Annotated in this window: 21 protein-coding genes; 6 read left to right on the top strand and 15 right to left on the bottom strand. The window is 38.9% G+C overall.

Annotated features, from left to right (window positions below; translation table 11 throughout):
• Nucleotides 1-227: 227 nt before the first annotated feature.
• Complete coding sequence (locus tag L3Q70_RS01825; RefSeq protein WP_237114760.1) at nucleotides 228-701, bottom strand: DciA family protein; 474 nt, start codon at nucleotides 699-701, stop codon at nucleotides 228-230.
• A gap of 201 nt (nucleotides 702-902) precedes the next feature.
• On the opposite strand from L3Q70_RS01825, the gene L3Q70_RS01820 reads away from it, so the two are divergent.
• Nucleotides 903-1,823 (top strand): NTP transferase domain-containing protein, encoded by a 921-nt coding sequence (locus L3Q70_RS01820; RefSeq protein WP_237114759.1) that lies wholly within the window; start codon nucleotides 903-905, stop codon nucleotides 1,821-1,823.
• Between the two features lie 7 nt (nucleotides 1,824-1,830).
• Nucleotides 1,831-2,907, top strand: coding sequence for an aminoglycoside phosphotransferase family protein (locus L3Q70_RS01815; RefSeq protein WP_193988913.1), 1,077 nt, complete (start codon nucleotides 1,831-1,833; stop codon nucleotides 2,905-2,907).
• 256 nt (nucleotides 2,908-3,163) lie between these two features.
• Here L3Q70_RS01815 and galU read toward each other — a convergent pair whose 3' ends face one another.
• The 8 genes from galU to L3Q70_RS01775 all read right to left on the bottom strand — a co-directional run bounded on the left by galU (nucleotide 3,164) and on the right by L3Q70_RS01775 (nucleotide 11,636).
• Nucleotides 3,164-4,072: a UTP--glucose-1-phosphate uridylyltransferase GalU gene (gene galU, locus L3Q70_RS01810; protein ID WP_062567267.1), complete on the bottom strand. Its 909-nt coding sequence runs from the start codon at nucleotides 4,070-4,072 to the stop codon at nucleotides 3,164-3,166.
• A 544-nt stretch (nucleotides 4,073-4,616) separates the two neighbouring features.
• Nucleotides 4,617-5,783, bottom strand: a complete 1,167-nt coding sequence (locus tag L3Q70_RS01805; RefSeq protein WP_237114758.1) for a nucleotide sugar dehydrogenase — start codon at nucleotides 5,781-5,783, stop codon at nucleotides 4,617-4,619.
• A gap of 9 nt (nucleotides 5,784-5,792) precedes the next feature.
• Complete coding sequence (locus L3Q70_RS01800; protein WP_193988229.1) at nucleotides 5,793-6,878, bottom strand: glycosyltransferase family 4 protein; 1,086 nt, start codon at nucleotides 6,876-6,878, stop codon at nucleotides 5,793-5,795.
• Nucleotides 6,875-7,759 carry a glycosyltransferase family 2 protein gene (locus L3Q70_RS01795; protein ID WP_193988228.1) on the bottom strand — a complete coding sequence of 295 codons (885 nt, stop codon included), beginning with the start codon at nucleotides 7,757-7,759 and terminating at the stop codon, nucleotides 6,875-6,877. Before L3Q70_RS01795 ends, L3Q70_RS01800 begins: the two co-directional genes overlap by 4 nt.
• Nucleotides 7,756-9,030 carry an O-antigen ligase family protein gene (locus L3Q70_RS01790; RefSeq protein WP_193988227.1) on the bottom strand — a complete coding sequence of 425 codons (1,275 nt, stop codon included), beginning with the start codon at nucleotides 9,028-9,030 and terminating at the stop codon, nucleotides 7,756-7,758. Before L3Q70_RS01790 ends, L3Q70_RS01795 begins: the two co-directional genes overlap by 4 nt.
• Nucleotides 9,030-9,578, bottom strand: coding sequence for a DapH/DapD/GlmU-related protein (locus tag L3Q70_RS20375; protein ID WP_193988226.1), 549 nt, complete (start codon nucleotides 9,576-9,578; stop codon nucleotides 9,030-9,032). Before L3Q70_RS20375 ends, L3Q70_RS01790 begins: the two co-directional genes overlap by 1 nt.
• Complete coding sequence (locus L3Q70_RS01780; RefSeq protein WP_237114757.1) at nucleotides 9,568-10,770, bottom strand: glycosyltransferase family 4 protein; 1,203 nt, start codon at nucleotides 10,768-10,770, stop codon at nucleotides 9,568-9,570. Before L3Q70_RS01780 ends, L3Q70_RS20375 begins: the two co-directional genes overlap by 11 nt.
• A 5-nt stretch (nucleotides 10,771-10,775) precedes the next feature.
• Nucleotides 10,776-11,636 (bottom strand): LPS O-antigen length regulator, encoded by an 861-nt coding sequence (locus L3Q70_RS01775; protein ID WP_237114756.1) that lies wholly within the window; start codon nucleotides 11,634-11,636, stop codon nucleotides 10,776-10,778.
• A 304-nt stretch (nucleotides 11,637-11,940) separates the two neighbouring features.
• On the opposite strand from L3Q70_RS01775, the gene pssD reads away from it, so the two are divergent.
• Complete coding sequence (pssD, locus tag L3Q70_RS01770) at nucleotides 11,941-12,417, top strand: PssD/Cps14F family polysaccharide biosynthesis glycosyltransferase (RefSeq protein ID WP_193988223.1); 477 nt, start codon at nucleotides 11,941-11,943, stop codon at nucleotides 12,415-12,417.
• Complete coding sequence (gene pssE, locus L3Q70_RS01765) at nucleotides 12,414-12,869, top strand: PssE/Cps14G family polysaccharide biosynthesis glycosyltransferase (RefSeq protein ID WP_237114755.1); 456 nt, start codon at nucleotides 12,414-12,416, stop codon at nucleotides 12,867-12,869. The genes pssD and pssE overlap by 4 nt, the downstream gene beginning before the upstream one ends.
• Before the next feature lie 39 nt (nucleotides 12,870-12,908).
• On the opposite strand, the gene L3Q70_RS01760 is transcribed toward pssE, so the two are convergent.
• From L3Q70_RS01760 to L3Q70_RS01745, 4 genes are all read right to left on the bottom strand, one after another.
• Nucleotides 12,909-14,057, bottom strand: a complete 1,149-nt coding sequence (locus L3Q70_RS01760) for a glycosyltransferase family 4 protein (RefSeq protein ID WP_237114754.1) — start codon at nucleotides 14,055-14,057, stop codon at nucleotides 12,909-12,911.
• The gene (locus tag L3Q70_RS01755; RefSeq protein ID WP_237114753.1) at nucleotides 14,032-15,312 is read right to left on the bottom strand and encodes a lipopolysaccharide biosynthesis protein; all 1,281 of its coding nucleotides are present in this window, start codon (nucleotides 15,310-15,312) and stop codon (nucleotides 14,032-14,034) included. Before L3Q70_RS01755 ends, L3Q70_RS01760 begins: the two co-directional genes overlap by 26 nt.
• A 38-nt stretch (nucleotides 15,313-15,350) precedes the next feature.
• Complete coding sequence (wecA, locus tag L3Q70_RS01750) at nucleotides 15,351-16,442, bottom strand: UDP-N-acetylglucosamine--undecaprenyl-phosphate N-acetylglucosaminephosphotransferase (RefSeq protein ID WP_267145285.1); 1,092 nt, start codon at nucleotides 16,440-16,442, stop codon at nucleotides 15,351-15,353.
• A 385-nt stretch (nucleotides 16,443-16,827) separates the two neighbouring features.
• Nucleotides 16,828-17,976: a polysaccharide pyruvyl transferase family protein gene (locus L3Q70_RS01745; RefSeq protein WP_267145284.1), complete on the bottom strand. Its 1,149-nt coding sequence runs from the start codon at nucleotides 17,974-17,976 to the stop codon at nucleotides 16,828-16,830.
• 131 nt (nucleotides 17,977-18,107) lie between these two features.
• On the opposite strand from L3Q70_RS01745, the gene L3Q70_RS01740 reads away from it, so the two are divergent.
• Nucleotides 18,108-19,439: a flippase gene (locus L3Q70_RS01740; RefSeq protein ID WP_237114751.1), complete on the top strand. Its 1,332-nt coding sequence runs from the start codon at nucleotides 18,108-18,110 to the stop codon at nucleotides 19,437-19,439.
• Nucleotides 19,411-20,304: a sulfotransferase family 2 domain-containing protein gene (locus tag L3Q70_RS01735; protein WP_237114750.1), complete on the top strand. Its 894-nt coding sequence runs from the start codon at nucleotides 19,411-19,413 to the stop codon at nucleotides 20,302-20,304. Before L3Q70_RS01740 ends, L3Q70_RS01735 begins: the two co-directional genes overlap by 29 nt.
• A gap of 96 nt (nucleotides 20,305-20,400) precedes the next feature.
• Here L3Q70_RS01735 and L3Q70_RS01730 read toward each other — a convergent pair whose 3' ends face one another.
• Both L3Q70_RS01730 and L3Q70_RS01725 read right to left on the bottom strand, forming a co-directional pair.
• Nucleotides 20,401-20,952, bottom strand: coding sequence for a hypothetical protein (locus L3Q70_RS01730; protein WP_193988215.1), 552 nt, complete (start codon nucleotides 20,950-20,952; stop codon nucleotides 20,401-20,403).
• Between the two features lie 225 nt (nucleotides 20,953-21,177).
• Nucleotides 21,178-22,545, bottom strand: coding sequence for a hypothetical protein (locus L3Q70_RS01725; RefSeq protein WP_237114749.1), 1,368 nt, complete (start codon nucleotides 22,543-22,545; stop codon nucleotides 21,178-21,180).
• Nucleotides 22,546-22,981: the final 436 nt, after the last annotated feature.

Below are 22,981 nucleotides of genomic sequence, written 5' to 3'. Positions count from 1 at the left end.
TCTGTGTGTGAAGATATGGATTTTCAGCAAGAAAATTTAAAAATTAGCCGTAATCTTTGATCTAATGCGTAAAAATTAAATCACTGGGTAGATATGGCGACAATCGAAATAAAATCAAGATCAGGGATGAAAAAAGGCGAATCTGAAGGCCTCTTATGCTCGCAAGACGCCCTTTGAACTGCGAGCAGACCGCAACCCCCGCACAAAATAAATTTCACACCTACACGTTACTTCTTACGGCCATGTTGCGCTAAGCGTTCTAATTTAGCTTTTAACGACGGCGGTGCATCCGCAGCAATGGCGCTGAGGTAATCGGCTGTTTGCTCACTCATGTGACGTTTTGTAACTGGTTTTTTGTCTTGCTCAGATTTTGCTGATAAACGCTGTGTAGCTTGTGGATTAGCAGTAATTTTAATTTGCCCAAGTTCAGCCATGCCCGCCTTACGAAAGTGCGACAGCATGTCCATTTTTAAATAATTTAAGCGCAGTGCTATAGGGGCAGAGACCGCCTCAATCATTAAAGTACCATCACGATAATTACTCACTCGGCATTTTTTTGATAATGTTTCGCCTAAGAAGTCGTCCAGTATAACTTGCTGACTCGATAGCCCTTGCGCCTTGCCTGCATAGGACGCAAGTCGGCTATTGAGCCCTGCCATAATATCGCCCAGTGCTTTAGGCGCGTATCTATCTTTTGCCATCGCCCACTCTATTTAAACGATTCAATACCTCAAACGACAATATACCACTGGGGTAAGGGGGATGCGAGTAAACATTACTCGTTAAAATAAAGCCGACAAAATAACTTCAACGATAAATAAAAAAGATTCAATATTAAAACGCCTCCTACGTTTTGATTGTTTCTGATAGACTCAGATTTTGTTTTTTATTTAATAGATACAATGGCACAGCATTCTCTCACTTTAATTATATTAGCTGGTGGCTTAGGTAGTCGCTTTGGCGGAAATAAACAAATCGCTGAAATTCCAAGTCTTGGTCGCACAATCATGGAGCTAAGTATCGCCGATGCAGTCAAAGTGGGTGTTAGCCAAGTTGTGATCATTATTAATCAAAAAATTCGTGCTGAACTTGAGGCCACAATCTTACCTCGACTTCCTAATGGCCTCGATGTTGTATTAGTTGAGCAAAGTATTGATGCGTTACCAGACAAGTTCGGCCACCTAGCTGCAGAGCGCATCAAGCCATGGGGAACTGGGCATGCACTGCTTTGTGCAAAGCCTTATGTAGATAATCCTGCGATTGTGATCACCGCTGATGACTATTATGGCGATACTTCGTTTGAAATAGTTGCTGAACACTTTAAGCACAGCATGCAATGGGCCATGGTTGGTTACCCAATTAGCCAAACACTGTCAGATGAAGGGGGAGTTAATCGCGGGCTGTGTGAGGTCAATGAACAACAGCAGCTCACTAATGTGATTGAATACTTAAATATTAAACACGAAAATACTGCTCTTTACGGCGATACTCCACAAGGTGAAAGAGTGGTAATTGCAGATGATTCATTGGGCTCAATGAGCTTTTGGGGAATAACTCCCGATGTGTTCAATTACTTAGAAAGCGGCTTTTTTGAGTTCCTAGAAAGTAATGACAACGGTGTCACAAAAGAGTATTATTTGCCCGACCAAATCCAAGCCGCCATTCAAGGTAAACACCAATCTGTCACAGTCTATACAGCCCTGTCGCCTTGGTATGGTGTGACTTACAAATCAGAGCTAGAAAAGGTTTCGAATAAGCTTTATGAACTATATCACGGAAGAAGTAACAGTCACCGCCCCAGTGCAATCAAAAATGAAGAGTGAACTCTCAATGAAGTCAAACCCTGTAGCTGAGCATTTATCTCAGTGCTATGGCCTAAACGACGCCAATATTAGCCTAAAGCCTATTGGAAATGGTCATATAAACACAACCATGCTTCTTAAAGCAGATGATCAGGCCTTGGTGGTACAAAAGTTAAATACGGATGTATTTCCAGCCCCAGAGAAGCTCGTTGAGAATGCCCGTTTAATAGAACAGCACTTAACAAAGAAAAATAATAATGGTGAGTATGATTTAGATATTATTCGTCACGTACCCACTATTGAAAATGACTTTTTGGTTGAATATGACCAAGGAGTATGGCGCGCACTCGAATTTATTGGCGGCAGTTATAGTGAAGATGTTGTAGCCAGCATCTCGCAAGCACAAACTGCGGCCAATGCATTTGGTCAATTCGCCCTTGCTCTGCAAGATTTTCAGGCTGAACAGTTACATCATGTCATTCCTAACTTTCATAACCTAGAAATGCGATTTGCTGCCTTCAAAAAAGTGCTAGAGCAAAACCCACTGAACAGAACTGCACTATGCCAAGACGATGTTGATTTTTGCTTAGCACAGCAAAGCCTCGTTGCAGAATTAAAAGCGCTTGACGGTACTATTCCTTTAAGGCCTTGTCATAATGATACCAAAATCAACAATATGCTGTTTTGCACAAAGTCAGACAATGCGAAAGCGGTGATCGATCTTGATACCTGTATGCCTGGCTATTGGCTGTTTGATTTTGGCGATATGGTACGTACATTTTGTTCACCTGAGCAAGAAGACTCAACTAACTTAAATAATGTTCGCGTGCGTGAAGAAATTTTCGCAGCAATTGTAAAAGGCTATGTTGAACCGCTGCAAAATGTGATCACCGATGCCGAAAAACAAAGCTTTTGGCTAGGCACCAAAGTCATGACGTTTATGATTGGCTTACGCTTTTTGACTGACTTTATTGATGGTGATAATTACTTTGCCACTAAACATGCGAACCACAATTTAGAGCGGGCTCGTAATCAGTTTGCACTTTATCGTGATATTCTAGATAAAGAGCATACCCTTAAAGCGATTTTAGAAATCAATAATTAAGGTTGTTGCGCGACATAAAGTCGCGACTACGATTAGGCTGGTTGCATTTGATTTGCGCGACGTACAGTCGCAACTACGATTAGGCTGGTTGCATTTGATTTGCGCGACATACAGTCGCAACTACGATTAGGCTGGTTGCATTTGATTTGCGCGACGTAAAGTCGCGACTACCTGTTTGACTAGGGCAATAACGGTTAGAAACAAAAACGCCTGCATTAATGCAGGCGTTCTGTGTACTCTAAACCAGAAAACAGCATTAAACTGCTTTTAAATGGGTCGGCTTAGGTGCAACTGCTTGTGCAACAAACTCTGAAAACTCAGCACCTAGCTTTTCATCACGCATACCGTATTCGATGATTGCTTTTAAATAGCCTAGCTTGTCACCACAGTCGTGTGAACGGCCACTCATGTGGAACGCTTCGACTATTTCAGCTTCCATCAATGCATCAATTGCATCTGTTAACTGAATTTCGCCACCAGCCCCTGCCGAGGTTTTTGCTAGGATAGGCCAAATAGCTTTAGACAATACATAACGACCAACAACCGCAAGATTCGATGGCGCTTCTTCAGTTTTTGGCTTTTCTACCATGGTTTTGATCGGTGCGCTTTCGCCAGCTTTAATCGTCACTCCACCAATATCAGCAATACCATATTTACTAACATCTTCGGCTGCAACAGGCTCAAGCATGATTTGGCTTGCTCTGACTTCTTTGAAACGTTTGATCATGGCTGCAATATTTTCTGTTTTTTGATCCGCTGTATAGCTATCAAGAATGACGTCTGGTAGCACAACAACAAAGTCATCATCACCTACAATAGGTTTCGCACATAATACCGCATGACCTAGCCCTTTTGCTTCGCCTTGACGTACATGCATAATCGTCACATCATCAGGGCAAATAGAGCGTACTTCTTCTAATAAAGTACGTTTAACACGCTTTTCAAGCGTCGCTTCAAGCTCAAAGCTGGTATCAAAGTGGTTTTCAATGGCATTTTTAGAGCTGTGTGTTACAAGCACTATCTCTTTGATTCCTGCCGCCACACATTCATCAACAATGTATTGAATTAGAGGCTTATCGACAAGCGGCAACATTTCCTTTGGAATGGCTTTCGTCATTGGAAGCATACGAGTTCCAAGACCCGCAACAGGGATAACAGCTTTCATATTAAGTCCTTTTTTAAATATTAACTCAAATTTACAACTAAGTTAGCAGTGTAAAGCTTGCTCGAATATGAACAAATTATCACTTTAACTACTCATACAAGCGAGGCAAAACGTCACTCACTTCATCAAATATGGTAACCCTTTGAGGTTCATGTCCTTTTAGGCTAAGTCGCTAAGCTAATTTAATACCTACTATTTTTATTTTATTACTTGCTGAATAAAATAAAGCGTACGACATAATCAATCATTTATTGTTACGCACTCAGCTAAATAAAGTGCTAAATCGTGACTAAAATAGCGCTTTAACGTAAGACGCTCATTGGCTTAACGGAGTATAATGATACCACTCAAAAGGGGAACATTATATCAAACCCAAGGTAATTTATTATTAATATTCTTCATGTTAACAATAAATAATGACACTTTTTGTGTTGAATAAAACAGGGGGAAACACTGCACCAAATAAAGTAATACTATTGAATTAACCAAGCCCCTCATCAAAAGATAAAAGGCTTAGCTATCATTTAATCATAGTAATAAATAGTTAATCACTACCGAACAAATCGCGTGTGTACACTTTTTCAGCAACATCAGCCAACTCATCGGTATTGCGATTAGAAATAATAATATCAGCGCGTGACTTTAGTTCATCAATTGTTGTTACGACTTCTGAATTAAAGAACTCATTCTCTTGTAGGCTAGGCTCATAAATAATGACCTCAATGCCTTTTGCCTTAATGCGCTTCATAATGCCTTGTACAGCTGAAGCCCTAAAGTTGTCAGATCCTGATTTCATGACCAGCCTATAAATACCTACTACTTTAGGGTTTTGTTTAATAATTGATTCGGCAATAAAGTCCTTTCTTGTCGAGTTTGCATCAACAATCGCTCGAATCATATTATTTGGTACATCTTTATAGTTTGCTAGTAATTGCTTGGTATCTTTTGGTAAGCAATATCCGCCATACCCAAACGAAGGGTTATTATAATGAGAGCCAATGCGCGGGTCTAAACCAACTCCTTGAATTATTTGTTTAGCATCAAGGTCATGGCTTTGGGCATAGCTATCAAGCTCATTAAAATAGGCTACGCGCATCGCTAAATAGGTATTTGAAAACAGCTTAATCGCTTCGGCTTCTGTTGAGTCGGTAAATAAGATATCAATATGTTCTTTTTCTGCACCTTGTTTTAATAACTCAGCAAATACCTTTGCACGCTCACTTTTCTCACCCACGATAATACGTGATGGATACAGGTTATCGTACAATGCTTTACCTTCGCGCAGAAACTCTGGAGAAAAAATGATATTGTCGCTATTCACCTGCTCTTTTATTGCTTTAGTAAAGCCAACCGGAACCGTAGACTTAATCACCATCGTTGCATCAGGATTGATAGCTAAAACATCATTAATAACCGCTTCAACTGAACCCGTATTAAAATAGTTAGTATCAGGGTCGTAATCAGTGGGTGTTGCAATAATCACAAATTCAGCATCTTTCAATGCTAAGTGCTTGTCTGTGGTTGCCGAAAACTGTAAATCTTTATTCGTCAAGAATGCTTCGATTTCTGTATCGATAATTGGCGACTTACCTGCATTAAGCAACTCAACTTTTTCTTCAACAATATCCAGTGCAATAACTTGGTTATGCTGAGCAAGTAGCATTGCATTTGATAAGCCTACATAACCAGTTCCGACAATAGTGATTTTCATTAAACTTTCCTAGGGTAATAATCGCTTTTTGAGTTCATTTTCTAAATGCTGCGCGACTTCAGTTGAACGATAGTTACATACCGATTGACGAGCAAATGAGCTCAGTAATTCATAGTCTTGAGGTGCCATTTCTAGTAATTCGACGATTGTATCGGCAATAGAGTTTTTATCTTTTACATCAAACAGTAAACCGTTTTTACCAGGTAGGACTATATCATTCACTGGGCTTATGTTAGATGCTAAAACGGGAGTTCCACATGCAAGAGCTTCTACGGCCACTAAACCAAAACTTTCTCTGTGAGTTGGAAAAATAAAAGCATCCATTTCACTATACTTATCAACTAATTGATTTGGTTCTAATGCACCATAGTATGTAACTAATGAAGATAAGTCACTGTTGGCTATTGTGTTTACTAGTTCGTCAACCTCTGCGCCGGTGCCATAGATATTCAATCTTAGTTTACTGATCAAATGAGGATGAGACTGCCTAATTAACACTAAGGCTTCTAGCAATTCTTGCCACCCTTTCCCTTCATCTATTCGAGAGACATACCCTAAAGTGAAAAAGGATGGTGAAGGGCTTATGGTTGGTTTAAATATATCAAAATCCACACCACCAGACGGAGATACAATAATTTTCTCCTTATCATACCAAGGATGTAGCTCAAGAAGTTTATCTTCGAAATAGGAGGATGGAACAACGACTGCTGTGCTTTTTTTTAATATTAATTTAGACGCGAACCCCATCACCTTATGGATAGTTGTATTACCAACAAGATCATCGCCATGAATATTTACTACATACTTCGGCCTTCCAACCAATAGAAAAGGGATAAGGCAAAGGGTCGAATATGTTAAATAATGAAAGTAAATGAAGTCATAATTCCGCTTACTTATTGCATACATCCCGCTTGCAATAAATTTTATATAGCAAATAAGCTTTGCAAAACCTGAAGCACGATAATCAATAACGACCTTACTTACAATATGATTCCCTTGTGTTTGAAGCTGTTGATAATTTTTACCTACAAAACTTCCAAATGAGGGATCTTTTTTTGATGGGAAAAGGTTTGCAATAAAACAAATCTTACTCATTTTTGAACCTTTCTAAAGCGCTCTAATCTCTTTTTAGCAAGTCCAGGAAATAACGAAGCTAACCATGCTCTCAGTAATTTCCCAGCAATAGGGGGCGTAAAATATTTAAATACAGTTAGCAGGCTTACCTTTTGACCGCTACTGTAATAAACCAAAAAATCAAAACACTTTTTGTTTCTTTTTGACATTAAATGACTGTACCGATCGTAAAATTGTTGAAACCCTACAGAGCGATTCTTTTGATTATCCGTAATTCTGGGTTTGTCATGAGCAGTATGCACTATATATGAAGGAGTACTTATTCGTTTCGCAGCACCAAATGTCAAAATCATTCGAGTCCACAGTTCCCAATCCTGAGATGATACAACAGACTCATCAAATAACCCTGCCTCTATCAAGCGTGCTCTCTTAGTAAGAACTTGATTAGACGCTTGGTTGAAGTTTAGCTGAGCGTCTATATCAATGATCATATCTGAATTTAAGATAGGTCGTTGAGTTTGACCGTAATCCCAAATATAGCCACTGCAAACAAAGGCATATTTGTCTTCAAATGCCTCAACTAAGTCTGCAATTCTGGTTGGTAAAAACTCATCATCATCATCAAGGCCAGTCGCATACTCACCTTGAGAATGTTGAATTGCATAGTTGCGAGCACGACATGCGCCCTCATTTTTAGCAAAGCTATGAAAGCGGATATTTTCATTTTCGCCAGCTAGCTGCTTTAAATACTCAACGGTCCCGTCTGTAGAGCCATTATCAACGATAAATATTTCTATGTTTTTATAAGTTTGCTTTTTTACCGACTCAACAGCTCTTTTGAGAAGTGGAAGTCGGTTGTAGGTTGGTATCCAAACACTCACGAGAGGTTGACATATTGTCATGAGCTACTCCTACTTTCCGTGTCTACCCACAATAACGATACAAAACAACCGAGTGAAATGCCTAACGTGCCAGAAATCCAAACATGACCACTCAACTGCGATAAAAATAGCAGGATAAGAGTACCAGCTAACACCGCAGGACTATAAATAGATTCAGGCCTAACACATTGCTTTAAGGCTTTAATAAAGGTAAAAAAGTAGAAGGAAAAACATACAAATAAACCAGTGAATCCAAAGTAAACTAATACATCAATCGCATCAATTTCAGCAGAGTACTTTATAGGGATAAACTCAGCGATTCCCGCAGTTCCGACACCTACAAGTTGCTGCCAGAATTCTAGGTAATTGACGTAAACAACTAATAGCTCTTTTGCAAATTCATCTCTGCCAGATAGAATTATTCCTAAAACTCCTTTTTGGCTCAGTACCCACATAAGTCTGTCGTACAAGCCTAAAGCCATGAGTAAATCGTTAATTACATATACAATGACCGCTATAGCACAGAACATAGGTACAAGAATATATAATTTCAGCTTCGTCATTTTAAATAGCCTCTCTCTTTCATTGAGAATAGGTACTATAAACACAAGACTTACAGCAGCGAGCATGGCAGTTTTAGTGGCGACAAGTAAGCCACAAAGCACAGTAAATAAAGAAAACAGGATGTACCACTTACGCTTATAGTTCCAACACATATGAAGCATGAAAGAGAAAAGCACGACCATGGTCGCACCTAATTCATTTGCCGCATATATAAAACCATTAGAACCTGCCGTTTCACCATCTCTTAATTGATAACTTGAGCGACCAAAACCTAGCGCCCCTAAAAATAAGTTAAAACACAGGATAGCAAAATTACTAATTAATATTCTTTCAAGCCATTTTCTAGTAAACAAATCCCAACGCGCAGCCAACAAGCCAAAATAAATAAAAATAGACATTGGCATGAGGATTTTATACACGTTTGAGAAGTCACTGATAAAAAAGAAAGTATCAGCTTCTGAGAGAAGTTGAAGTACCGGCCCCATGAGCAGTATCGCTAATAAAAGGCATAAGAAAATAAAATACCTTGGATCAAGCTTCAGTACGAGTAGCAGTACCAATCCAGTTAATGGTAATTTGTATAACAGTGACAGCTTTAAATCCATCCCTAACTGAAGAACAGTGAATCCAGAAGCAACATCAGCAAGTAGATAAAGACTCATCATAAATACGCATAGCTTGTCCGCATATGAAGGCCCGTCATCGTTAGAAAAAAAGAGCTTTAACATCAGAAATTACCGGGCTCTTTTTTAAGGGTTTCTCTATAAGCTGTAACGTAGTCGTCTGTAGACTTGACAACTTTAGCAGGGTTTCCAGCCGCAACCACTCCATCAGGAATATCTTTTGTGACAACACTTCCTGCACCAATGATAGTGTTACTTCCAATAGTGACCCCAGGTAAAATAATGCTCCCCCAGCCGATGAAAACATTATCGCCGATGGTAATTGCTTTTCGATAAGAGCGCCGGGATCCTTTCCTATAGCTATCTTTGTGAACCACCAGTTCCTTTAAAAACAATGTAGGAGAAGCATCGTGACCTAAAAGCGTAGCTCCAGTAATAGTGCAATCTTTACCGATATAAAAACGGTCTCCTTTAGATGAAGACGAGAGTTTAGTATCAATAATAAGTGTATTTTCTCCAATCTGAGCACCTTGTCTGGTGTACTTTTGGATACTCAATGCATAGCCTAAGCTGTCAATTTTAGTCTGTAATTTATCAGAACTAATGACTCGACTAATAACTTTTAATAAATAATAGAATAATTTAGAAATCACCTGCTAACTCCTTAGCAAGCACACGCCAGCTAAATTTTTGCTCTGCAAGTTCTCTATTTTCATATTGTAACTGAGTATACTGCGTCTCAGGTAAAGCCATTAAGCTCGTCATTCCTCTGGCAAAAGCAGAGGCAGAATACTCATCGACCAATATATTGTTTGAAGGCTCCAAAATCTCACTCGTCGCAGTGACTACCTTGTCGCTCGATTTTGCACCTATAATAGGCAAACCTGACGATAACGCTTCTAAAATGGTTTGTCCTAAGGGCTCATATGTTGAAGACATAATGAAAAAGTCAGCTGCTTTATAATAGTGTTCAGGGCAGCTTTGACGACCTAAAAAGATCACTCTACCACTAACATTTAACCGTTCAGAAAGTGCGCGTAATTCAGCCTCTTCAGCACCTTCACCTAGTAGCCAGAGCGAGGCATTGTTGTCGTTTAAAAGCTTTAAAGCTTCGATCGCAGTATCAAACCCCTTTGCTTTCACAAAGCGTCCTATACATAAAAAAGCCTTGCTTTGCTCTGGTAAACCTAGTTCTTTTTTTAGCTGAGATTTTTCAGTTTGTGTCGCCAAACTAAAGCGAGACAAACTAACGCCAGGCTTACAAATACTCATTGCTTTAGAGCGGTTAATATTTCGGATTTGCTGCTGCATGTTTTCGCTGAAAACAAATAATTTATCAGCGCTATTAAATGCCATACGTTGCACAGTTTTATGCAAAAAAAATGATAAGTGCCCTTTTAGCTTTAGTAGCTTATTATCATTAGCCCTGTAGCTGGCTTTTGTTTCGTTAGCGACAACCCCTGGCACTAAATAAACAATATTTTTATATTTTAAGGCTTTTAAATACAGAACATTAAAGTGAAAACGACAAATAGTTAATACCGGAGAGTGACGCTGCAAAACTTTTTTATAAAGCTTAACTGCATTATAAGTCTGCTTTAGCACTCGCCCTAAACCTCTACTGCGTCCGAAACGGTAGCGATAAATAGTCACACCCTCTTCTATCTCGACTTCGGGTAATTCTTTATTCTCAGGGTTGAGGTCACTGGCTACAATAACAACTTCATAGCCCAGCAGAAGGTATTCTTGTGCTAAGTGATAAAGCGAGTTCTCAATGCCACCAATATTAGGCTTATATTGATTACTCGTGAGCAACACACAAGGCTTAACATGTTCTGTAGTCATTGCTTTTAAGCCTTTTTTCTTAACGCAAGAATAAATGCAACAATTAGAGAAACAAGGCCTCCAAAAAATGTTATTCCTAAGCAGATAAGAGCGCGAGAAGGGCCTGATTTTTGTTCAGGATAAATAACCGGAGATAAAGGTTTTACTAGATGAAAGTCACCGACGGTAGACAATAACTTTGAGCGAGTTTGGTCCGCAATAAGTTCGTAGAATAGAGAGCGCAACTCAGCGACATTAGTTTCCGCAGCTTTCTCTTGTAGGTAATTAATAGCCTCTTCAGCTTCATTGCGGTCTTTGTCACGCCAAAAGGCATTAATATCTTCAATTAACCAATTGGTAATATTAACCGATAACTCTGGTGAAAGCGCTGTCACCTCTAGCTGAACGACGCCCTTTTTTTTCATATAAAGTATATCGAAGCTGCCTAATAGAGGAATATAACCATCCCACGGCGAAGGCTCAACATCTTTACCAGGAGGCGGAGTTCTTACCCATTTTTTTTGCTCAGCATCGTAAACTTCAGGATTATAAATATAGGTATCAGTACTTTGGTCCCACCCCTTTAGAGCAAGTAACTCTGGTAATAAGTTCCTTTTTTCTATAAACGGTTGAATAAAGCCTCTGCTTCGCATAAATTCAATTGCGGTTTCAACTTCGTCAGCCTCAGAACCACCAAGCGATATCCCTGCCATACTTGCAAGACCACCAAATTGACCAGCTAATTTATTAAGGCCGCCCCCTTCCTTGGCATTAGATGGAACCAAGTAGACTTTTGCTGTGTATTTATTTGGTTGCTGCATAGCAATATATACAGACAATGCTGCCGAAAGTAGAGTACCGATTACAACTACCCATTTATACTTCATTAACCTAGAAAATGTTAAGTTTATACCTTTACTTTCCATGGAGTTTCTCAACCAACTGACTACTAAAAGTCAGGCATTATAGCAAATGAAGGTATGATTAAAATAGATTTAAAAACTTTAGTTACGCCCGCGAATATTTCACTTAAAAATGCTCATAAAACTAGCGTTAAGTAATTGCTGCTAGGAAATGTTTTTTGAATTCGTTATCATAAAGCATATGTGTTTCTTATCTTTTGTCCCCGACTTTATAGCCATAAGAACCGATTACAAAAATGAACCTAAGATCAAATAGAAATCAATAAGCATGTCAAAACAACCAGTCGTTATTCTCGCATATGGGGAAGGTGGGCACAAAAAAGAGATGAGTTTACTATATAAACATATTAAAGAATCAGAACTTAAGTTTATATCTTTAGGGCCATCTCCACTATGTTCACAAGTAACACATTTCAAACTAGGTGATGTTCGTCACAAAGAGAACCGTTTAAAATCATTGTTAATGGCAATGCTTGGGCTATTTCGGTCAACCGTTATTACGCTAAAGATTTGTCATAAGTACCAAGTGACGGGGATCGTTTCAACCGGACCTGGCATGGCTATTATTCCTTCTATCATTCTCAGAGCCATGGGTAAAAACGTCATTTTCATCGAGACGTTTTGTCGCTTTTATACACGCTCTTTCACTGGTAAATGGATGTCGAAAATATGCAGTGAATTTTGGGTGCAAAATAAAGAGCAGCTTACCCTCTATAAAAATGCAAAATATTGTGGACGCTTATGAAAATCCTTGTCACTGTAGGCTCATCATCTTTTGATTCTTTAATTCGTGCGGTAGACCAAGCCGCTACAAAATTGAAGGCGTTCTCATTTACTTTTCAGATAGGCACAGGAGAATACAAGCCTCAAAATGGCAACTCTTTCGCTCGTTCAAATGAGTTTTCAAGCGTGCTTGCCGATGCAGATATTGTTATTACACACGCGGGGGCTGGCACTGTTTTTGAACTATTGGAGCTCAACAAAAAAATGATTGTCGTGCCAAATTTTGACAGAGTCGATAAACACCAATCAGATTTAGCCTTATATATCGAAAGAAACAACTATGCTTTGGTTTGCCATGATGTAAATCATATAGAGAGTCATATAGAAGGCATCATCGCGTATGAGCCTGTTCCCTACAGCAAAGAGTCTTTTTTCCTCGCGGATGAGTTAACAAGTAAGCTCCTAAAAAAGTAACTCCGTACTTTTTTGAAAAGTACGGCTTAACGTTCTGAACTACTGAGTTAACTCGCTGTAAAGTCTTTTAATACTTGCTGTATTCATGTCTATTGAAAATAGCTCAGCTAATTTATGTCTTTGCGCAAGGGTTAAACTCGCTTCATTTTTATATAACTCAGCTATTGCCCCTGCCAATGACTCAGGGTCTCTTTGAGGCACCACTTTCACTGCGGATGTATCAACTAATGATGCCAGCTCAGTCAAACCACCGCATTCAGAAACTACCGTTGCTAAACCCGAAGCCATTGCCTCTAGTGCAGCGACACCAAAAGATTCTTCTTGAAATGTAACATCATCTCGAATCGATGGCTGCGCATAAATATTATACGATGAAAGCAGCTCTGGTAATGCTTGATGACTCACCATATCGATAAAGTTCACATGTTTAGTTAAAGCTAACTGGTCAGTTAAGCCCTGTAAATGCTCTTTAAGCTCACCGCCACCAATCAGGGTGAGGGTCGCATTAGGGTAGTCTTTATGTAAAACAGCCAATGCACGAATCAAAAACTCATGACCTTTACAATTAATTAAGCGTCCAACCGAGACAATATTCAAAGTATCAAAACTCTTTTCCTGCTTTGTTGACAGAAACATAGAATTAAAAGAGTTATGCACAACTGTAATTTTTTCACTCGGAACATCCAGATTTTCGACTGTTTTACGTTTTAAAAATTCAGAAGGAACAGTCCACTTTATAAAATCTTTGCTACCTGCTTTTTTAAGTACAGCCCTGTATTTAGCCCTAATTAAAGGTTCACTATTTACATCAGAGCCATGCAATGATGCCAATGTGGGTATTTTGAGGTTGAGTTTTTCGCTTACGTGCATCCATGTCTTCACCCCATTACCAGTGTGGCAATGAACAACATCTGGCTTAAACTCATCAATCACCTTTTGCCAATATTTGTAGTCAATCATATATGGCAGCAACTGTAGCCTTAGGGCAAATGCCTGTGTAAAGCGCTCATTAATAACCATTTTAATTGGGCACAAGTAGACAAGTTCAAAAGGACGGCTTTGTTCATTGACTCTTTTAGCGGTCACTACCGCAGATTCTATCCCTTCTTTTTCCAACGCTGTAACTTGATCATAAATAAATGTTTCCGTGCTCATTGAAAAGTTAGGTATGTAATGTAGAACCCTCATTCTTTTCCTTTCTTAATCTACTTAAAATTACAGGGAGCTTGCATGCTATAGTCAAAAAATATTGAGCAAAGATTGCTATAAGCACTCCCCAAAGTTCAATTTTCGCCCCTAGAACTAGGATCCCTAAACATAAAACCAGATTAGAAAAAAGCGTAATCAGTAATAAACTCTTAACATAACCTAAAGCCAGAAAAACAGGATGTATCGGAGTCAATGCAGCGGATACTGCATGAACAATCATAAATACCACAATATGCCACTTGTAAACCAACAACTCTGCTGAAAAAAGAGCCACAACCCAGTAATCAAATGTCATACTTGCAACAGCAACAAATGCAAGGGAAAGTAACAATAGTAACAGCACTATTTTTGACATTATCTTTTCGACTTTGTCATACGCTTTTTCGGCTAAATAGACATTAATCTCTGGGTATAAAACCTGATTTAAAGGACTGGTTAACCTTGTTGAGATAGTAGCTATTTGCTTAATAACACGATAAGCACCAGCGGCACCGACGGAGACCACAGCACCCACTAAAATATTGTCTAATTGCTTGACTGGGATATCGGCCAGCGAGGTCATGTGTACAGTCAAATTAAAACGGCTAAATTCTTTTTTCTTATCATTAGACAGCAAGTTGCAATCACTCTGGCTTTTTATCAATGAAGCAACATACCGACTGCTGTGGCATTGTATATAAATAACCCCCACACCTAAAGTCAGAAGGTACGCCGTTACAAAAAAACCGACACCAAAGTTTTTCCAGTACCCTAATAATGCGCACAGAAAAAACAACACGGCGCTAACGATTGCCTGCATCGCCAAAACGTTGTAGCGTTCCTGATAACGCAAAACACCTATAGCAACACTAGTTTGATTAAGTAGGATATATACTGAGCACCACTGTAATAATTCAGTGTGATGCTGCAAATTGAAGCTCTCTGCGTAGGTTTGTGCAAAGCATATCGCAATTAGAGTCCCGATGAGGGCACATATCAGATCATACTTGAGGGTTAACACAATAAGAGATGCTTTATCTTTTTCAAGATAAAAGTAGCGAATCACACCTTGCCATGCTTGCGGATTAAAACACAAACTTAAAACCAATATGTAAGCTTGAAGTAGAGTCACCTCTCCAAAGGACTCAACACCTAATGCTTTCAACGAGAGGGCGACTGAGAAGAAGTTCAGGACAGACGCAGATAAATTTCCGCTGATCAGCGTTCCAGTCTGCCTAATTAATTTACTTAGCATTACCTAGGTTGTTCACTAATACAGAAGCAATAACAAAGCTATTGCTTAACTTTATGAGCCTTTCCCTCTGGCTGCTTTTTTGAAACACCAAAAAATCGGCGAGCACGTACTGTTAATCGCCATATGTTAACCATAACTTGATGATATACGATTAAACAGAAAATAAAGCCGTAAAACATGTAGTAGTCAGGAACAGCATTTAACTGGGCTAAAATACCCACTAACGCAAAACAACAACCTAGCATAGAAATAACAAACAAGGTCATCTTAGGGCCAACCCCTAATCTTTGCAGAATATGGTGTAAGTGCTCTCGGTCTGGCTTAAATGGAGACTGACCTTTTTTGATTCTACGAATAATAGTAGAAATTGCATCCATAATTGGAATAGCCGCCACCCATAGCCCTGTTACAGGATTAAAGGCTGCATTACCTGACTGTGAACCTTCGAGTAAAAGCCAAACAACACTAAAACCTATCACCGTGCTGCCAGCGTCGCCCATAAATATCTTAAAGCGCTGACCTAAAGGAATACCTAAATTCATTAATATATAAGGAATCGTCGCTGCAACTACAACCATACAAAATACAGCTAGCTGGACTTGACCATTAAAATAAAATAACAGACCGAGCGAAGCAAACGTAATGGTCGCTAATGCGCCTAATAAACCATCGATTCCATCAACCATGTTGTAGGCATTAATCGCCCCCACTACCACAACAACGGTAACGAGATAACTAAAATACGACAACTCTAAATCAAAGCCACCGACGATTTGCCCTGCATTGGTAAAAACCAATTCGCCAAACACCATCATCATGGTTGAAATAAACGCTTGTACTAATAACCTTAATCGGAAACTAATATCGTATAAGTCGTCAAAAACACCTATGACTAATAATATACTGGCGCAAAACAAATAAATAAAAGTGGAAGAGATTGAATCGGGGTAGATAACTAAATAACTGAATACAACAACAAAAACAGCCAAACCACCCACTAGAGGGACAGGGCCGTTATGATGTTTACGCATATTTGGCTGATCAACAAGATTTATATAAATGGCAAATTTTCGAAATACAAAAAGGCTCAAAAACGAGCACATAAAAAGTGCAATAGTTGTTAAAATCACAGAAAATAAACCTTAATCAACATGAAGTACCCCGAAACATCATCAAAACGCCTATCATTATAGATGATTACAAATAAAAAGACATAAACGTTTTAACAGCTGTAACCCTTGTTTTACTAAAAACCTAACTTTAGCTACCGATTAGTACCTATAAGCTATAAAACTAAAAACTAAACTTTAACCCACACATATAAATCGTACCCTTTACAGTTACAACCGAGACAAAGGCCGAAAATAATATAAGAATTACAATCACCTTACAAGCAAACATAAAAACAAACTGTAAAACTTCGTTACTAACATGTAATCATACAATTAAGAACTGAATTAAAGCTGACTTCCCCCTGTCAGTTAGCGCAACTTTTAATAGTGAGCCAAAAAACAGTTACTGTATGGTAGACAGCAGCGTTTGCCACATGTCTTTACTTTGCTGCTTATACTTCATCGCATAATTTTCTAGCTGAGACTTTCTTTCAGTGTTTTCGTTCAAACACGTATTGAGTAAAGCATCTAAACTAGCTGGTGAAACATTAGCAGGAAGCAGCGTTTCCTCAGAGCCGTACTCTTTGAAAAGCTCTTGATACTTGTGGCTCCAGCCAGTTGCAATACATGGAATAGCCTGAGAAAGCGCACTCACACAACCGTGAAAGCGTGAGCAAATAATCACTTTGCCTCTGGCAATTAATGCTTTGACTGACTCAGCATCTGCTGGCTCAACCACTTCGCAAGGCGTGTCTAGCAAGCGATTAATTTCATGGCACAGGGGGGCGTCATCTGCCCCACTGTGATTGAGAATAATCACCTTCTCCCCTTTTTTAAGAGCTTGGTTAGCCAAGTGAGCCAAGGTTGTGACATAGTTTTCTCGCCACCATGTGTTTTTATTTCTTTTACTGAGCATTTTTGAGTTAGGGATCAAAATAACATGATCCTGATATATGTCGTATTCAGGCTTGGCTGTTGGTACAAATAAATTCGTGAAATCAGGGGCTTGCTTAATATTAGTTGATTCACCCACAAGCTCTACAATGTGCTCATACGAAGGCTGTTCTCTTGCAAACACAAGGCTTGCATTAGAAAACGCGACCTTCGCATACTTTTTATTTTCATCGCGCGAGAAAGGCCCTAACGATTGCGGCATAAAAATATAATGCTTTGAGCGAGACTGAGTGCGTTTAACAACACTTGCCACTTGTCTTAAAACGAGATCAGACCATTGGTCGCCATAACTAAAACCTGACGCATCTAAAATCACATCAACATCCGCTTCAGTTACAATACCAAAGCGATTTTTAAAATAACGACGTATTGAAGACGGAATACAGTAAAATAGCCAATTAAGGTCAAGAATATTTTTGCACAGGTTGATCTTTTGGTATGCGCCTACTTTTGCTCGTTTTACATAAGGCGAGTTAGCATTATGCACTAAACAAATTTCAGCATTTGGTAACGCTTTATTTAACTGCGCAATAATCGATGCAAGCATCAACTCCGCACCCTTATTAACAAATTGAACACCCTTAATTTCAACTAACACAAGCAACCCAAACTGAATGAAAACGCAAAGCGAGTAAGAATATACAGCAATCTATAGTCATTCAAGCATTCCGTGCAATTTCTTTGATTTACGATAAACTACCCGTTCAAATAGGCAATAAAACACCTAAAATGAGCTTAAACGTTAAAAACTCACTACTGCTTATCATCGAAAAAGTTGTGCTACTCGGCCTTGGCTTTATAAACAATATTTTATTAGCACGGCTAGCAGGCCCTGACTTATTTGGCGAGTTTTCTTACATAGTTTCATTTGCCGCCATTTTCAGCCCATTGGCAGTCATGGGGCTTAATAATATTATTACTAAATACATCGTAAAATACCCTGCAAACAGCCACTACTATATAAAGTCTGCCTTAATTATTCGCTTATTAGGTGCCATTGTCTCGTTAGCGATTACTACCTTAGTGTGCTTATACGCCTTTAATTTAGAACATCAGCAAGCAGGGCTAATAATCATGTTAGTCGCTATGCAAGGTTTTACATTTTTATATGTGCTGGAGTTTTTCTATATAGCTAAAAAGCAAGTATCTCAGTTGGTAAAGCTACGCCTAGTAACCATAACACTTATTAATATTGCAAAACTCATCGCTATTATTAATGCAGCTGATTTAACAACGCTTATTTTTTTACAAGGGCTTGAGACCGTACTGATCGGCGCGTGTTACTACATTATGTATACCAGCCAAAAGCATCATCAGGTTTATAAACTACAACCCAAAAAGCAAACTTACCTTGCGCTTTATCAAAAAGGAAAATGGCTGTTATTTTCAGGCGTTGCAGCCGTTATCTATTTAAAAATAGATCAGATAATGCTTGCTAACCTCATTAACACAGAAGCAGTGGCTTACTATGCCGCAGCGGCTAAGTTATCTGAATTTTGGTATGTGTTTCCAGTATTAATAGCCAATGTTTATACAACACAACTTAGCCATTGTCGTTTTAAACACCCTACCCTGTATCAACAGTTACTACAGCGGTTGATCCTGGTGCTAACTTGCTCTGCCGTTATTTTAAGCTTAGCGACTTGGTTTCTTGCTGACAACATCATTGCACTGATTTATGGCTCAGCATACACAAGCAGTGCCGCTATTCTTAGTGTTCATATTTTTGCGAGTTTGTTTGTTTTTCAGCGAGCAGTGCTATCTAAATGGCTTATTCTTGAAAAACTTTATAAATACAGCCTGCTCTCTAACCTTTTAGGGGCTGTTGTAAATATTTTACTCAACTTATTACTCATACCTAAATACCAAGGGTTAGGGGCTGCATGGGCAACAATTATTGCTTATATGGTTGCAAGCTATGGCTTTTTGTTTATTAACGTAAAAACTCGGGAGTACGCAAAAGTATTGCACCAAGCTGTGTTACACTCTGTGCCAATTTTGACAAACCTCATTCACGATTTAAAAGTACAGTATGAAAAGCACAGTAAAAAAAATAATTAACCGACTTGGTTACGACGTTGCCTTTAGACGTATTGCTAAAAACAGCCATAACCACGCAAAACCAATCTGCTTTGTACACGTACCTAAATCGGGAGGTATTTCTATTGATTTAGCCATGCGTGAGCAATTTGCGATTGCTGGTCAACCTCGCTTTAGCCGCGAAGGTGCCATTGCCATGAGCCTAGCAGGTATGAACCGCGAAATTACTGATTTAGATAGTATTAGTGAGTTTAGCGATCACCATGCTAAACAATTAACTGGCTTGCTTGCGTACCACCTTGCACAAGACTGGCCCTATATAAGTGGCCATGTAACAACAAACAAACAATTGCTTAATCAATTTGCCAATCAGTATCACTTTGTGACTGTGCTGCGTGAGCCAGTAAGCCGATTTAAGTCGAACTACCTATACAATAAACTGACCAACTCATTGCCAATGATGGCACCAAACAACTTAAACTACGATAACCTCACAGCAGAGGTCGACACCATTTTGCAGCACCGCAGGGGGTGGCAAATGGCCAATGTTACCAGTATGTGTATTGCTGGCCGCTTCGCTAGGGATGAGCATGATGCTAAAACAATGCAAAGTGAGTTCAGTGATAACCTTGAAAAATACAGCGTGGTGAGTTTTTTAGATAATCTGGATGGGTTTTCTTCTAAGATACACACGTTAACAGGTAAGCAGATTAACATTGGCAGTCATAATACAACCGAAAGCCATTTAGATAAGCGCAAGCAAAGTGTGAAAGACACACTGCAAAATTATTTAAATGAACCGCACATCAACCAACAAATACAGCATTTATGCCGATTTGAAACCGACAACTACCTACGCGCAAAAGACAAGTACAGTACGCTTTAAAATCAGCATATGTAGAGGTGAGGGTGAGTAGAGGTGAAGAGTAGAGGCGAGAAGTAGACGATTTTAGAAAAGTTAAAATCGTCTACAAAAAAAGCATTAAAGGCTAAATGAATTTACCAGTTTAGTGTATTCGCTTTTAATTTCATCACTGACTTTTTCATTACCACTTACAGAAATGGTAATTACTTGGTTATTCTTCTTATCGATCACAGCAAGGTTATGAATCACTTGCTTATTACCCGCTTTATCACCTGTAAATATATACTCTAGATGAGTTAAGTCATCTTTATAGGTCGCGTCATCTGCACCTACTCGAGTAAATTTAAGGTCTTTAAAACCTGCTTTCAAAAGGCCTTGAATTGCGTTATCAATAAACTGAGCAAACTCACCTTCTGAGCCAGTAAAGGCATGCCCCGTCAAATGTTGGCACATTACATTAGACGCAATTTTTGCATTCTTGACTACTTTGGTGGCAACAAACTGTTTAATGTCCATCGTAACGGAAGGAGACGCGTTCACTGTTTGACTATTTTCTTTAGGTTTTGATGAAAACTCTATATCAAATTGACATGCGCTGTCATTGCTATCATTTGCAACCACCATACCTGAAACCAATAAAGAAGCGGTAAATAAGAGTGCTTTGTACATCGTGTCATTATCCTTAAGGTAGTTTAGAGGCTTATATACACCATACTGCGAAGTCGCCATCATATTAATAACTGCGTCTGTGGGCAAGCATGATAGGAAAAAATCAGAAAGGCATTTTAGATTGTATTTTAAGTTTAGATTGTATTTTAAGTGTTAAACAGTACTTAAAAAATAAAAAACCCAGCCTAAGCTGGGTTTTTATCACTAAAGATTAAGTAATGTTAATTACTTACCTTTTTGTTGTGAAGTTACTAGTGATTGACGACCAGTACCAGCGTTGCTGAATGCGTACGCATTAACTACACCGTCAGTTGCATCAATGTTAAACGTAACGCTTAACTTAGTTGCTGAAGTGATACCGAATGCTTTCATGATATCAGTTTGCTTGTATTTAGTTACTGTATCAGCAGCTAAATCACCCATGTCAACAGCGTCGTATACTTTACCGCTGTTATCGATAGCAGTCATGATTACGTTAACATCTGCAGAACCTTCATTCGCGAAGTGTACAGAAGTTGAAACACCTTCGTAACCTACTGGGAAGTAAGGAACATTGATGATAGTTGCATCAACAATCCATTTACCTGCATCTGCATTTGAGAAAACAGATGTTGTAGCAGGAAGACCATAGTTAACATCACCAGCTAGAGCGAATGAAGTTGCTTTAATACGTTCTGAAGCAGCAATACGTGTAGCATTGTCTAATGTTACAGTGATATCACCAGCGATACCAGCAGCACCAGCGTCTGTTACCGTGAAGGTTGCTAGAGAATCTGTTAATGCTGTAAGTGCGATAGTATCATCAGAAGCTGCGAATGCTACATCAGTAGTAGTCGCTACTGTTTGATCAAAATCACTAAAGTCACCAGCTAATTTAAATGTAGCTACTGCACCAGATGTAACTGCATCTAAAAGCGTTGTGTCATCTTTAAGTGTAAGCACTAATGTATCAGTTGCGTCAGCTGTACCAGGGAAACCTGAAATGAACTTATCACCGTCTTTACGCTCAATAACACCGTCAAGCGCTGTTTTAACAGTTGCAGAGTACTGACTACGGAACTTAAGGAAAGTACCTGTATTATCACCTTTAGTGTCTTTAGCAGAACCGTCTTGCCAGCTAACTGCAGAGTAAGTTACTGTTGAATTTGCTTCTGTTGCAGTAGCTTCGAATGTATCTGCAGCAACAACGATTTCGAAAGACTCATCAAGCTCAACTGTGTAACCAGTGTCTAGCTCAAGTACTACTGTACCTTTAGCGAAGTCACTAGCAACTGCGTCAACAGTGAATGTGTAGTCAGCAGTACCATTATTGATAGAGATTTGACCTGAAGAAAGTGCACCACCAGTGTAAGCTTCTACACCAGTGATGTTGTCACCAAAGCCTTTACCAAACTGAAGTGTGATTCTGTCGCCAGCTTCTAGCTTTTCACGAACGATAACACGTACAGAACGGTCATCTGAAAGACCACCTGCAACTGAAGCAGCAAAACCTTCAGCTGAAGTAAATTTAACTGCATCAGATACGTCAGCAGCATGTGCACCCATTGCACCAAATACAGCCGTAGCTAGTAGTGCTTTTTTGAATAGTTTCATTATTTCCATTCTCCTAGTTTCATGAAACTGGCATATTGTTAATGAAGGCAATACACCAAGATTTTTTATTGTTCCGGCTGGAGGTTTGCCAGATCAATGCAAATTTAAGGGCTTATTATAGAGATGTCAAGTAATTACAGCTAAATTGCAACTTTGTTCACAATTTAAACTACTTTAAAAAAAATTTTGTTTGCTGTAGAGAGTTTTTAACGCTTTTCACAACAAACCTACTTAACACTCACCTGTCATTTACAACCGATTATTGCATATAACGAATAACTAACCCAAGTATAAAATTGTTACTGGCATGTGTTTTTAAATCATTTTTTGATTTAAGGCAAACACACACCTTATAACAAGCCTACATTACAGTTTTATGTAATGTTGTTTAGTACGCACAGTTGTCGTTTTATTACCGCTTTTTTATTACGTAACT

Origin of the sequence: Pseudoalteromonas sp. CF6-2 (genome assembly GCF_021729425.1) — a bacterium.
Lineage (GTDB): Bacteria > Pseudomonadota > Gammaproteobacteria > Enterobacterales > Alteromonadaceae > Pseudoalteromonas > Pseudoalteromonas arabiensis.
The sequence above is the reverse complement of the archived record's forward strand: the minus strand, read 5'-3'. Positions and strand labels throughout refer to the sequence as shown.

What these genes read in the sequence shown, in the direction of transcription:
- L3Q70_RS01825 (WP_237114760.1), bottom strand. Translation starts at nt 701, where the DNA reads ATGGCAAAAGATAGATACGCGCCTAAAGCACTGGGCGATATTATGGCA.
- L3Q70_RS01820 (WP_237114759.1), top strand. Translation starts at nt 903, where the DNA reads ATGGCACAGCATTCTCTCACTTTAATTATATTAGCTGGTGGCTTAGGT.
- L3Q70_RS01815 (WP_193988913.1), top strand. Translation starts at nt 1,831, where the DNA reads ATGAAGTCAAACCCTGTAGCTGAGCATTTATCTCAGTGCTATGGCCTA.
- galU (WP_062567267.1), bottom strand. Translation starts at nt 4,072, where the DNA reads ATGAAAGCTGTTATCCCTGTTGCGGGTCTTGGAACTCGTATGCTTCCA.
- L3Q70_RS01805 (WP_237114758.1), bottom strand. Translation starts at nt 5,783, where the DNA reads ATGAAAATCACTATTGTCGGAACTGGTTATGTAGGCTTATCAAATGCA.
- L3Q70_RS01800 (WP_193988229.1), bottom strand. Translation starts at nt 6,878, where the DNA reads ATGAGTAAGATTTGTTTTATTGCAAACCTTTTCCCATCAAAAAAAGAT.
- L3Q70_RS01795 (WP_193988228.1), bottom strand. Translation starts at nt 7,759, where the DNA reads ATGACAATATGTCAACCTCTCGTGAGTGTTTGGATACCAACCTACAAC.
- L3Q70_RS01790 (WP_193988227.1), bottom strand. Translation starts at nt 9,030, where the DNA reads ATGTTAAAGCTCTTTTTTTCTAACGATGACGGGCCTTCATATGCGGAC.
- L3Q70_RS01780 (WP_237114757.1), bottom strand. Translation starts at nt 10,770, where the DNA reads ATGACTACAGAACATGTTAAGCCTTGTGTGTTGCTCACGAGTAATCAA.
- L3Q70_RS01775 (WP_237114756.1), bottom strand. Translation starts at nt 11,636, where the DNA reads ATGAAGTATAAATGGGTAGTTGTAATCGGTACTCTACTTTCGGCAGCA.
- pssD (WP_193988223.1), top strand. Translation starts at nt 11,941, where the DNA reads ATGTCAAAACAACCAGTCGTTATTCTCGCATATGGGGAAGGTGGGCAC.
- pssE (WP_237114755.1), top strand. Translation starts at nt 12,414, where the DNA reads ATGAAAATCCTTGTCACTGTAGGCTCATCATCTTTTGATTCTTTAATT.
- L3Q70_RS01760 (WP_237114754.1), bottom strand. Translation starts at nt 14,057, where the DNA reads ATGAGGGTTCTACATTACATACCTAACTTTTCAATGAGCACGGAAACA.
- L3Q70_RS01755 (WP_237114753.1), bottom strand. Translation starts at nt 15,312, where the DNA reads ATGCTAAGTAAATTAATTAGGCAGACTGGAACGCTGATCAGCGGAAAT.
- L3Q70_RS01740 (WP_237114751.1), top strand. Translation starts at nt 18,108, where the DNA reads ATGAGCTTAAACGTTAAAAACTCACTACTGCTTATCATCGAAAAAGTT.
- L3Q70_RS01735 (WP_237114750.1), top strand. Translation starts at nt 19,411, where the DNA reads ATGAAAAGCACAGTAAAAAAAATAATTAACCGACTTGGTTACGACGTT.
- L3Q70_RS01730 (WP_193988215.1), bottom strand. Translation starts at nt 20,952, where the DNA reads ATGTACAAAGCACTCTTATTTACCGCTTCTTTATTGGTTTCAGGTATG.
- L3Q70_RS01725 (WP_237114749.1), bottom strand. Translation starts at nt 22,545, where the DNA reads ATGAAACTATTCAAAAAAGCACTACTAGCTACGGCTGTATTTGGTGCA.